This window comes from Microbacterium sp. B35-30, from assembly GCF_010634855.1.
Classification (GTDB): domain Bacteria; phylum Actinomycetota; class Actinomycetes; order Actinomycetales; family Microbacteriaceae; genus Microbacterium.
Genome location: NZ_MWLQ01000046.1, coordinates 1 through 11,557 on the forward strand (window position 1 = coordinate 1; position 11,557 = coordinate 11,557).

Annotated in this window: 11 protein-coding genes; 4 read left to right on the forward strand and 7 right to left on the reverse strand. The window is 65.5% G+C overall.

Annotated features, from left to right (window positions below; translation table 11 throughout):
- Positions 1 to 603: 603 nt before the first annotated feature.
- From B2K11_RS18735 to B2K11_RS18755, 5 genes are all read right to left on the reverse strand, one after another.
- Positions 604 to 1,146, reverse strand: a complete 543-nt coding sequence (locus tag B2K11_RS18735) for an LURP-one-related family protein (protein ID WP_163620611.1) — start codon at positions 1,144 to 1,146, stop codon at positions 604 to 606.
- A 231-nt stretch (positions 1,147 to 1,377) separates the two neighbouring features.
- A complete protein-coding gene (locus B2K11_RS18740) occupies positions 1,378 to 2,055 on the reverse strand; it encodes a hypothetical protein (protein WP_163620612.1) in 678 nt (225 codons plus the stop codon).
- Between the two features lie 25 nt (positions 2,056 to 2,080).
- Positions 2,081 to 2,770 carry a hypothetical protein gene (locus B2K11_RS18745; RefSeq protein ID WP_239526260.1) on the reverse strand — a complete coding sequence of 230 codons (690 nt, stop codon included), beginning with the start codon at positions 2,768 to 2,770 and terminating at the stop codon, positions 2,081 to 2,083.
- Positions 2,767 to 3,237, reverse strand: a complete 471-nt coding sequence (locus B2K11_RS18750; protein ID WP_204260192.1) for a two pore domain potassium channel family protein — start codon at positions 3,235 to 3,237, stop codon at positions 2,767 to 2,769. Before B2K11_RS18750 ends, B2K11_RS18745 begins: the two co-directional genes overlap by 4 nt.
- 108 nt (positions 3,238 to 3,345) lie before the next feature.
- Complete coding sequence (locus B2K11_RS18755) at positions 3,346 to 4,797, reverse strand: DUF2252 domain-containing protein (protein ID WP_163620613.1); 1,452 nt, start codon at positions 4,795 to 4,797, stop codon at positions 3,346 to 3,348.
- A 185-nt stretch (positions 4,798 to 4,982) separates the two neighbouring features.
- Here B2K11_RS18755 and B2K11_RS18760 point away from each other — a divergent pair, with 185 nt between their 5' ends.
- Positions 4,983 to 5,336 (forward strand): carboxymuconolactone decarboxylase family protein, encoded by a 354-nt coding sequence (locus B2K11_RS18760; RefSeq protein WP_163620614.1) that lies wholly within the window; start codon positions 4,983 to 4,985, stop codon positions 5,334 to 5,336.
- Here the strand turns inward: B2K11_RS18760 and B2K11_RS18765 are convergent.
- Positions 5,333 to 7,579, reverse strand: a complete 2,247-nt coding sequence (locus B2K11_RS18765; protein ID WP_163620615.1) for an AAA family ATPase — start codon at positions 7,577 to 7,579, stop codon at positions 5,333 to 5,335. The genes B2K11_RS18760 and B2K11_RS18765 overlap by 4 nt on opposite strands.
- Before the next feature lie 59 nt (positions 7,580 to 7,638).
- Positions 7,639 to 8,004 (reverse strand): carboxymuconolactone decarboxylase, encoded by a 366-nt coding sequence (locus tag B2K11_RS18770; RefSeq protein WP_163620616.1) that lies wholly within the window; start codon positions 8,002 to 8,004, stop codon positions 7,639 to 7,641.
- A 226-nt stretch (positions 8,005 to 8,230) separates the two neighbouring features.
- Here B2K11_RS18770 and B2K11_RS18775 point away from each other — a divergent pair, with 226 nt between their 5' ends.
- From B2K11_RS18775 to B2K11_RS18785, 3 genes are read left to right on the forward strand one after another with little or no spacing between them, the layout of a single operon-like run.
- Complete coding sequence (locus B2K11_RS18775) at positions 8,231 to 9,409, forward strand: AI-2E family transporter (RefSeq protein ID WP_163620617.1); 1,179 nt, start codon at positions 8,231 to 8,233, stop codon at positions 9,407 to 9,409.
- Between the two features lie 41 nt (positions 9,410 to 9,450).
- Entirely contained in the window at positions 9,451 to 9,876 is a 426-nt protein-coding gene (locus tag B2K11_RS18780; RefSeq protein ID WP_163620618.1) for a hypothetical protein, read from the forward strand.
- 15 nt (positions 9,877 to 9,891) lie between these two features.
- Positions 9,892 to 11,454 (forward strand): DUF1254 domain-containing protein, encoded by a 1,563-nt coding sequence (locus tag B2K11_RS18785; RefSeq protein ID WP_163620619.1) that lies wholly within the window; start codon positions 9,892 to 9,894, stop codon positions 11,452 to 11,454.
- Positions 11,455 to 11,557: the final 103 nt, after the last annotated feature.

Consider the following 11,557-nt stretch of genomic DNA (forward strand, 5'->3'; position numbering starts at 1 on the left):
GTCCGCTTAGCGTCTCACCGCACCTCGTCTGAAGGCAACAACACACGAGCGCATGAGTCTCGCCTCGGTCGTCCAGAACGCAGGGGTTCGAACCCCGCTTGTCAGGTCACAGCGCGCGGCGCTCGGGCGCATCCGCATCGATTCGGCGCGGTTCGTGTTCACGTTGGTCACCTGCGATCTCATGGTTGAAGGGTCAGGCTGCACTACCGGCGCGTTCGGAGAAGCGTCTCTATCCGGTGCTGGTGTCGCTGCAGTCTGTGCTCGACGTGGTTTCACCTCGCAGCACCTGGGCGCGACGGCTCCACGGGCTGCTCAGCACCCGACCGCCGATGAACCTCGCAGGCATGGGGATCCCGGCGAACTGGTCCGAAGACGAGTTCTGGGCGCGACACATCTATTGACGCACCCCACACGGTAGCCAAGGGATCCACGGGGGTTTCAGATGGCGGTGACGGAGGGATCTGAACCCATACTCAGTGAGATCACCACGCCAATTGTGATTCGTTCTTGCTCACGCGTTTACTCACGCGCGGGCGGCCAGATCTGTCGTTCTACTCTCTCGTTCTAGGCTCGCCGCGATGTCATGCAGAGAGAGCGAGGGGGTCAGTGGGACAGTTGGTCGAGAGCCACGGTGGCGGCGAGGATCAGCGCGATGTCCTGACCTGAGGCGATCTCGACACCGTAGGTGTCGCGAAGGCGCAGCCATCGCTTGGACACCTCCGCGATCTTTGCGCCGTCGCGTTCGAATTTGTACTCGTGATCGACGATATTGCCCTGGACGTCGATCTCGCCGATGTCGTCAGCCTGAAGTGTGAAGCGCTCGCGCAGCGGATTGATGAGGGCCTTCTTGATCGTGGCGTCGGGCTGCCCGGGACGCTCGATGGACATGGTGTCCCTGATCGCGATCTTGCGTTCCTGGACTTTGGCGACTTCGTTGCCGGCAACGTCGCGGATCACGAGCGTGTCGCGAATGCGAGCGACCTTTCCGTCCACCTTGAACGCGCGTCGCCCGCCGGTGGTCTCGATCCAGAAGTCATCCCCGAACGACACCAGCTTCTCCCGCATCTGGAAGACCTCGATGTCGTCGCCACCGTGCCGCTCCTCGCGCCGCTCTTGACGCTCGTCTCGACGACCTAGAGGTGCCATGGTTCACCTTTCCTCGGGATGACTCGAACGAGCGGACGAGGTCATCGGACTAGCCCTCTCGCGATCTCGCTGAGGACGGTGCTCCGGCCATCATTGCATCGCAAGCCGCGGACCGCAGTCGTGCGAGGGAAATGGGTCGCGGCGATCGACAACTTACGTGCTGGCGCGGTAACCGGCCCCTGCCCGCTCACTTGCCGTGGGGACGGGCGGCTCCTTCATAGGCGAGCACCTTCATTCGTTTGCTGTCGTTCGCCGTCGAAAGTTCTGGACGAGTATCAGGATGCTGACCGCGAAGACCCATGCCGGGAAGATGAGGGTCACCCACAGGCTGAGGGTCGTCACGAAGAGCAGGACGATCGCGACCGCGTAGGTGACGAACGACAGCCATCGTGGCATGACGCCGGTGCGAAGCCACATCGTGCCCAGTGAGATCAGCAGCACTCCGGCCATGCGCAGGGCGTAGATGTTGCTGACCTGCAGCATCACGGCACGCCCGAAGTTCGACACTCCGGCGCGACTCTCCTCGTCGGTGACGACCTGCGCGATCGCCACGATCCCGCCGGCGATCGCGGCGGACACGAACACCATGGCGAGGAAGAGGAGCCCGCTGCCGATGAAGACGGACGAGAACAGCTGGTCTTCGGTCTCTTTGAAGCGATCGCGAACGACGCCCATGAACCAAAGGAACGCGATGCCCGAGAAGGGTACGAGCGACAGTCCGAGCGTGAGGCGAGTAGCAGCCGCGTCATCCGGCCAGTCCGCGGGGATCGAAGCCTGGTCCGGGAGGGATGTCCGCATGAGTACGAGCGCAGCGGCGAACAGAACGGCGAACAGGACGCCCGCCACCGCGGCTGCTCGGGGAGAGTTCATTCGCCGGCCCGGGCTCAGCGCGTTCGTCGGTTCGGTCATCGGTGGCTCCGTCCGTCGGTGTTCATCAGAATCTGATCGGGAATGTCAGCAGCAGGACAACTCCGCCTAGCGCAAGTACGCCCGCGACGATCAGCACGATCCGTGAACCAAGCACCGAGATCCCACGCTGCGCGATTGCGGCAAGAAAGAGGACGAGCGCGAACAGCACCGTGATCAGTGAGTAGTTGTCGCCTTTCTCGTTGAAGTCGAGGGCGCGCTGGAAGCTCGCTTCGGCGTCGGCGAGCGCCGCCGCCGATTCCTCAGTGCCGGCAGGGATGTACTCCTCCCGAGTGAACGGTCCGTTCTCGAGGCGTCCGTCTGCTTCCCATGCCGAGAATGCTGCGGCGAACTCCGGCGTGAAGCGGGCCTCGATGTAGTCCGCGAGCGTCTCGTTGCTGTTGACTTCGGCCTCCACCCACTGGGCGTAGACGGCGAGGTCGAGCCCGCGCGCGTCCCGCGCTTCACTCTCGAAGCCGGATGCCTCGATCCTCGAAGCCGATGCCTCACTGAACGCGACTGAAGAATCCCCGCCCCACTTGGAGGCCTGGAAGCCGCACCATGCTGTCAGCATCGCCACAAGTGAGAGCAGGATGACGGCGACGAGCTCGTGAGCTTCGCTCGGATGCGCGCCACGTGCTGGCGCCGTCGATTCTTCGACCGTGGCCCGCCCTCCCGCCCCGGCCGACAGGGTGCTCGTCTCGTCCCCGACGGTCACGCTTGGACCCCCTTGGGCTCCGCAGCCGATTCCTTCGTCGCGCGACCCCGTTTCACGGCACCGGTGAGGAGCTTCACTCCGGCGCCGAGGACGACCAGGTTGAGGATCATCTGGATCGTCACCACGGCGCGGGCGGTCTGGCTTGCGGCGCTGATGTCTCCGAATCCGACGGTGGAAAAGATGGTCACGGTCAGGTACAGCGAGTCCATGCGGGTGATCGGGTCGGCGGTGAAGCTCGCAGGTTTATCGAGCGCCATCAGGAAGTACGTCGCCGCGAACAGCAGCAGATAAAGCGGTGCGATGATGCCGAGAGCTTCGATACCGCGGAGCCCCGGCTGGTCGGACCGCATGATCGCACGGATCTGCCACACCGACACGACCAGCAGAATGAGCGGCGCAACGATCAGCACCACCGGGACCGGCACCGCCGCTATCCATTCGATCGGTAGGACGAAGTAGGCCGCCACGAGTGCCCCCGTCATGAGCATGGCTCGCCCAAGGCCGCGCAGGACGAATCGCCGGCGTTCGCTGCGCGTCAGTTCTCGGGTCGGTGACTCAGCCATCCGGATGACTCGTCAGACTGCTACCCCGACACCGGGAAGGCGGCCCGACGCTACCGCCTCGGCGAAGGTCGCGTAGTCGCGGTCGTTCTGGTCTGCGTAGGCCGACGCGAACTGCGCGATGGCATGGTCGAACCGGTCGCTGTGGCCAAGGTACGAGGCGATGGCGACGCGGTCGCCTGATCGTGCGTGCCCTCGCGCGAGCGTCTCCCCGCACAGCCGGGCGTAGATCCTGGCCCTGGAGGCATTCATCGTGTCGACGTCCGCCGAGCCCTTCCAGTCGTGAAGCTGCCGCAGATAGAAGTCCCGCTCGACCCCGTCGACTCCGGGTTCTCTTCGCCAGCCGAGGAAGATATCGCTTGCCGCCTGCATCAATCGCTGACCCCGGACAACCCGTTCGCCATGGTGGTCGTAGACGCTCTCGGGCAGGAACCGTTCGAGCACGGATGCCTCGGCCTGCTTGGCCTGCAGCAGGAGTGGGTCGGAGTCATCCTTCCCCCTCAGCAGCACGATCCACGCTCGAGTGCCGACGCTGCCCACCCCGACAACCTTGCGCGCCATATGCACATAGGTGAAGTCGCTGATGGGATGGTTCTGCTGCTGAAGCGTGGTCTGGTAGGAAGCCAGTACGTCCCTCATCCACTCCTCCTGCTGGGCTCGCGTCTGCCCCTCAGCCACAAGGTGCTCGAGTGGCACGATGAGCGGCGGGTCGGCGGCGATCCGCAGCTCTCCGTCAACGACTTCCACCAGCTTTGCCAGCGCCCGGGTGCTGTCTTTCGTGCGCGCTTTGGCGAGTGCGGCATCAGTCCGCTTGACGAACTTCTCGGCGTGCTTGGCGTCAGCCTCTGTGGCGATGTAGTCGCTCAGGCGGTCGGCGTCGAGTCGGTCGTACCAGGCATCCAGCACTCGTGCCTCGGCGGCCCGATGCATCTGCTCGCGATAGCTGCGCCCGACCGTGAGGTTGATCTCCTGCCGCTGCGCTGCGTCGAACCCGCGATCGCGTCCCGCGACCTCGAAGCTCGCCGCCAGTCGCTTGAGGTCCCATTCCCAGGGTCCGGGGAGCGTCTCGTCGAAGTCGTTGATGTCGAAGATCAGCGTCCGCTCGGGTGAGCCGAACACTCCGAAGTTGGACAGGTGGGCGTCGCCGCAGATCTGCGTGGTGATTCCGGATGTCGGCGACCCGGCCAGGTCGGCGGCCATCAGCAGCGCCGCACCGCGATAGAAGGTGAAGGGCGAGACGAGCATCCGCGCGTGGCGGATCGGCACCAGATCCTGCACACGCGTGGTCGCCTGTTCCTCGAGCAGCGAGATCGGGTCCATCCGATCGGATGCCGGTGCCCAACCCTCGTGTGACGATCGGGGTGTGCGCCGCCTGGCCTCGCGACCGAACTCGGCACGACCGGCGAAGTCCGAGGGAGCCGGCGGCGAGACGGGCGGCTCCGTGGTGGTCTCAGCGATGTTCGACATGTGCGTACCTCCATTGACTGGCGTGACGCCCACGATGCCGTGCTAACCGCCGGGAGGCATCATGCGTATCGCATGAACCGTTCGCGGATTGGCGCGCTGCCGCTTCACATGATCTGCGTGATGCAGTTCGGGGACACCTGTCGTCCACTAGATCGTGCGCGCACAACTCCGGGAATGAGGGCCTCGTGGACTACCCCGAACGGCTACGCCGTCTCGCGATCAATGACGACGTTCTGACGACGGACGACCTGCACGAGTCGGTACTGGGACAGCTCAGCCTCGACGCCAAGACCCTCGCCCTGGCCAGAGTCGCCGCGCTCGTGGCGATGGGGGCATCGGAGCCATCATTCGGCTCGCAGGTCGATGCCGCGATCAGTGCCGGCGCCACCTCGAGCGAGATCGTGGACACGCTCGTCGGGGTGATCGCTGTCGTCGGGGTTCCGCGGGCCGTCGCCGCCGCGCCGAAGGTCGCGCTGGCCCTCGGCCACGATGTCTATGACGAAGACACCGGCAGGATCGCGGCCACCGGACAGGCCTAAGCGCCCAGCAGTCCCATCTCGGTGGCCTGTTGGACGGCCTCACTTCGAGTGGAGACTCCGAGTTTGCGGTAGACGGCTCCCACCTCGGTGCTGACGGTATTCCGGGAGAGGTAAAGACGGTCCCCGATTTCACGCATGGTGAGGTGGGTCTGCAGGTAAGGCAGCAGCCTCAGCTCGGCGGTCGTGAGCGGCGGTCCCCCACTCCGACCCGATTGCCTGCTGGACGACATCATCGTCCGGAAGTCGGCCACCTGGTCGATAAGCGCGCCGAGCGCCGGCCGGTGAACAAGGATGTCCTCGATCTCGCGCACCAGATGGTGGGCAGTGGTCTGGTTGCTCAGCGCCCAGAAGACCTTGGCGAGCTCCAGCCGTCCCCGCACCGCGAGGTATGGCATCGCGAAGGTGGACGCCGGGCGTGCGCGCATTGCGCGCGTGAGCTGCCGGTGGACATCTTCGAGATCGCCGCGATGCAGGGCGAGTCGGGCTGCTTGCGCGAAGGCAGGGACAGAGATGGCGTAGTCCTGCATGGTCCGCTGCTCGATCACTTCCAAGGCTGCCCCGATATGCTCCGCCGCTTCGACCCATCGTCCGTCGTCCATCAGAAGCATGCCGAGGTGCGTTTCGCATTCGATCCGGATATCGGAGTTTGCTTGCAGCTCGGCCTCGGTCGAACCCTGATCAAACGCGACCTCCGCGGCCGCTGAGTCTCCGGCGAGAAGCTGTGCCTCACCGAGAAGGTAGAGCGCCTGGTCACGCCACGGGCTGGCAATAGCCTCGGCCGCGACCGCGAACTTGGCATCCTCGAGCGCACGAGCCGGCCCCTGAGCGCACATGAACGACCTCAACATCGCCCGGCCCGACTCGAAAGAGGCCGAACCATTATCCGGCACGCCGTCGTACGACAAGCGTTCTAGGATCTCTGCCCACCGGTCCGCCTCCGCAGCACGCCCCGTAAGCAGAGCAATCCAGCCCGCGATGACCGCGAGGGGTGGATACCCTTCAACCTCCTTGTCCCCGAGCTCCCTGAGCCATCGCTGCACCGTGGTGAGCAGACCCGCTTGGTAGGTGGCGAGCGTGGCCTCGGAAACGAGGTGCGTGACTCGGAGCCGCTCGCTCGGCAGGTCAAGCAAATGCTCGATCGCCATCGCCGGCGAACCGTTCTGCTCGAACCAGCCGGCGGCCCTCCGGTGCAGCCCGAGGATCAGCTTCGGTTCCACCCGGCGGAGCTCGCCGAGTAAAAACTCGCGAAAGAGCTCGTGATACCGGAACCACCCTCGCCGGCGATCAAGCGCGATGAGGAATGCATCCGAAGCCTCCAGCTCGCGGAGAACGCTCTGCGCGTCATCCGTCCCGAGCACGGCGTCGCAGAGCGGGCCAGACATTCGATCGAGCACGGCAGTCCGCCGCAGGAACTGCTGATGGTGCTCCGGAAGTTTGACGAGCGCTTCCCGGTAGAGATAGTCGGCGACATATCGGTCGTCGCCGCTGACGGCCATCTCGCCGCCATCGCGTGTGATCGCTGCGGCGAGGAAGACGCCGACGGGCCATCCCTCAGTGCGCTGGATGACTTGCGCAGCGTCCTCGGGTGAGAGTGGTAGCTCCGCCCCGGCGAACACTCTGCGCGCACCTGCCTCGTCCAACGCCAGGTCGACCGGGGTGATCTCCATCGAGTCGTCCTGGGCGCGGGCTTGTGCGAGGTGCGGCTGCTCGCCTCGGCTCGCTGCGACGAACTGTGATCCTGGCGGCACACCGGCGATGACGACACTGAGGGCGTCGTGACAGTCAGGATTTCGGAGTTCGTGAAGATCATCGAGGATGATGACGAATGGCGTACGGCTCGTCTTGAGCGCCGCGGCAACGGCGGGCGCCGCCCGACCCAGCGGCGAGCCGCCCAGTCGTCGAACGTCAGAACCGAGTCGCGAAGCGGACGGCGCGATTTGGGCGAACGCGGTCGCGAGGAGCGTGAGCAGGGCGATGGGATCGTCGTCGAACCGGTCGAGTGACACCCATGCAACGGGCCGCTCCTCGGTGTCCGCCCACTGCGTGAGGAGCGTCGATTTCCCGTAGCCTGCCGGCGCGGTGATGCTGACCACTCGCCGTCCACTCGACCGGGCCGACCCGATCAGGGTGGTTCGACTGACGGCCCCTCGCGGCTCATGTCGCGGCGGGGAGAGCTTGGCGTCGAGTAATTGAGTGTTGAGCTCGACCTCCGGCGGGGCGAGCGCCGGTGCGTTCTCTCGCACTTTCGAAGCATATTGACGCGCACCCCGCGGTTCAACCCCTGCGTTACCCGCCGAGCAGACTACGACTGGTCGTCGTCTTCATCCTCCTCGTCATCCAATTCGGCAACCTCGAGATCCTCGAGCGCGATCTCCGCGGCGAGTGCCTTCACGATGTTCCCGAGCGCCGCGGCGACCCGAGCGGTGCCCACGATCGGGGCGATCGCGATCAGGACGCCACGGAGGCTCTCGACGTCGAGACCGACGACACTGCCGGCCGTGAGGTTGAGGGCGTACGAAACGGGGGCCGCGTCCACGGCGACGAGTGCGGCGACGCGCACGAGGACGAGGGTCTCCGGGTCCAGGGTCGACGACTCCAAAGAGTCGGCGGTCATCCGGGCGAGAAGCTCGAGCACGGGCCGGTCGTCGGGGGTGGTGGTGTCAGACATGGTGAACCTCTCCGTTGGGTCGACGTCGCACGGTAGAGCGCGACGGTTCTCGCCCATTGCATCGCTCGGGAGCCAGTCATCGCATCATGGAGATCGCATGAACTGCGCGCCGCCTGCGACATCCCGGACGGCGTCGCAGGGTGGGGTCGGTTCCGGAAAGCGGTTGGAACACTTTCGTGCAATCTGCATGACGCGGCCAAGATCGTTCACGACCAGAGTGTCGGGCATGAGCGAATCCGACGGGCCCCGCCCCAGACGACGCGGCCTCCGCAACCGACGTGTCACGACAGTCGCCGCCGTCCCAGAGACCGGGCAGTCCGGCCTAGATGCTCCGGAACCCGCGCCGCGTCGCGGCATCCTGGCGCTGCTGGAGCGTCCCCTCACGCTCGGGTTCGTCGCCACCCTGGGTGTTCTCGGTGCCCTGATCATCGGGGTGGCGCTCGGATCCATCACAACGCTGCTGCTGCAGATCGCGCTCGCCCTGTTCATCGCACTGGGGCTCGACCCGATCGTGCGGTCGCTCGAGCGCCGTGGCATGAAGCGGGGCGCCGGCATCGGCATCGTGTTCGGAGGTTACGCGCTGGTCGCCGCCGCGTTCCTGTTCTTCATCCTGCCGCCGGTGGTCACCCAGATCGCGGAGTTCGTCGAGCATCTGCCGCAGGCAGTGGACGAGATGGTCACATCCGACTGGTTCAGAGCGCTGCCGCTCGACCTGCAGGTCGCCTTTGCCGGCGGTGTGCACACCGTCGCGGACACCCTTCATCAGCCGGAGACGCTCGCCGCGATCGGCGGGGGTGTGCTCGCCGCCGCAGCCGGACTGTTCAACGCCATTTCCGCCGGCTTCATCATCGTCGCGCTGACCCTCTATTTCCTGGCCTCGCTCGATGGGATGAAGCAGGGGCTGTACTCCCTCGTTCCGGCTCACGATCGCGGCCAGGTCGCCGGACTCACCGAACAGGTCACAGCCTCGGTGGGCGCCTCATTGCTGGGCTCGCTCACCCTCTCCGCGCTCAACGGCGTCGTCGTATTCTTCATCTACTACCTCGCCGGCCTGCCGTATGCGGCGCTGATGGCGCTGATCGCATTCATCATCACCTTCATCCCGCTGTTCGGGTCGCTGATCTTCCTCGTCCTGGGGTCTGTCGTCGCGCTCTTCTCCAGCCCCACTCAGGCGCTGATCTTCCTGGTCGCCTACTTCATCTATATCCAGGTGGAGTCGTACGTGGTCAGCCCCCGCGTGATGACCAAGGCGATCTCGATCCCGCCAGCGCTCGTTCTCATCGGGGCGATGGCGGGCGCCGCGATGCTCGGCGTTATCGGGGTTTTGCTCGCACTCCCGGTCATCGCGTCGTTGCTGCTCATCATCCGGCAAGTGGTCATACCGAAGCAGAACCTCAAAGTCTGACCCCTGGACGGAACAGATCTCTCATCAGAAAGGAAACCATCATGACCGACAACGTGACTGTGACTGGGTGGACCGGCTGGGGGGTCTTCGCTGGCGTCCTGCTGATCATCGGCGGCGCCATCGACCTCATCTTCGGCCTCGCCGCCGTCATCGGCCCGGACACCTCATACTTCGCGACCACGTCGGGCCTGCTCATGGTCGACGTTGCCGGCTGGGGCTGGTGGCACCTGATCTCCGGTGCCCTCCTGATCTTCATCGGCATCTCGCTGATTGGCGGGGCCACGTGGGCTCGGGTCATCGCAATCATCCTCGTAGCCCTCAACGCGCTGGGTCAGCTGTCGCTGCTGTCCGCCCAGCCCTGGTTGTCGCTGATCCTGCTGGCCGTCGACATCCTCATCATCTACGCACTCACCGTCCATGGGCGCGAGCTCAAGGCGGCCCACGCCCAGCCCGCCGACCGCACTTGAACAAGGAGCAAGACCATGACCACCACGCACCCCGGTATCTCCGCCGAGACGCTGGCATCGATCTCTACACCCGACCGCGTCGAGTCCCGACTCGGCACATTGGAGTTCAGCGACGGCACCCCATCCGACGCGACCGCCTCCCTGCTGTACGACCATCTCGACTTCACCCATGCTGTCGAGGCATTCCTCGGTTCATTGCGCGGCGCGTCGATCGCAGCCGTCCGCCGTGGCCACCTGTCCGTGGGCGTCGAGGACAACGCGTTCCTGCTGTTCTCCGACCTGATGGACTCGACCTCGCTGTTCCTGACCGCGAACTGCGACACGGTGTACTTCTGGGGATTCATCGATGTCTCCGACCATCCGATGGTCATCGATGTGCCGAGCGTCGATGCGCCGTCGGGGATCTTGGGAACGATCGACGACATGTGGTTCCGGTGGATCACCGACGTCGGCTTGCCCGGCCCCGACCGCGGCGAAGGGGGTCGCTACCTGATCGTCGGGCCGGGCTACGATGGCCCGCTCCCCGAGAGTGGGTACCACGTCTTCCACTCGCGGACCACGCGAGCGACGTTGATCGGCCGCGCGTTCATGGTCGAAAACGATCCGACGATCCCGGTCGCCGCGATCCGGGAGGGCGTCCGAGTGCATCCCTATATCCCTGGTGCCCACGGCACTGCCGTCTCGAGCTTCCTCGCCGGCAGGTCCCCGCTCGGCGCGGCTCGGTCGGTTGGTGAGACGCGCTTCGTCGAGGCATCCGGGATGCCCGTCAATACGATCTTCCCGAACGACTTCGGCTTCTGGGAACTGGTCAACGAGCTGGTGCAGCAGGAACCCCCAGGTTCCGGTGACCCGGAACTGCTAGGCCTGCTGGCCTCGGTCGGCATCGTGCACGGGAAGCCGTTCGAGCCGGACGCCCGGATGCGGAAGATCCTCGAGGAGGCTGTCGTCGTCGGGAACGCGACCGCTCGGACGTTGACTTTCGCGGCACGGCCAGAGGAGGGCTTCGGGTTCTACCCGGACTCGCAGTGGCAGAGCGCACTCTTCCTCGGCGGCTACCAATTCCTCGATCCGCCTCCTCAGATCACCGCTCGGGGTGTGATCGCGGCGCAGAGCGACGGCGCCCGGAAGATCAACTCGGCGACGAACTTCTTCTACATGGCGACCGGCATCACTCCGGCGATGTGCATGCGCCTCACCGGGATCGGGTCGCAGTACATCTTCGCGATGCGTGGCAGCGACGGCGAGTACCTCGACGGTGCCCGCAACTACCGCCTCACCCTTCCCCCTGACGTCCCCGAGTCACGCTTCTGGTCAGTGCTGCTCTACGACAACCAGACCAGATCGATGCTCCAGACGGACCAGCATCTGCCTCGGCTCGGCAGCCAATCAGGAACGGTCCACACCAACCCCGACGGATCAACCGACCTGTACTTCGGTCCGACCGCCCCGGAGGGCAAAGAAGACAACTGGCTTCAGACCGTACCCGGCAAGGGATGGTGGACCATTCTGCGCCTCTACAACCCGCTGCAGTCCTTCTTCGACAAGAGCTGGCGACCCGGCGAGATCGAGCCGGTCTGAGTCGCCGGGGCGGGCGTCCCCTCCCCCGGGGGGGGGGGGGCCCGCCGCCGGCGGGAACCGCGGCCAATACGCGATCGGGGGGGGCCTCCATGGTTTCTCCCCG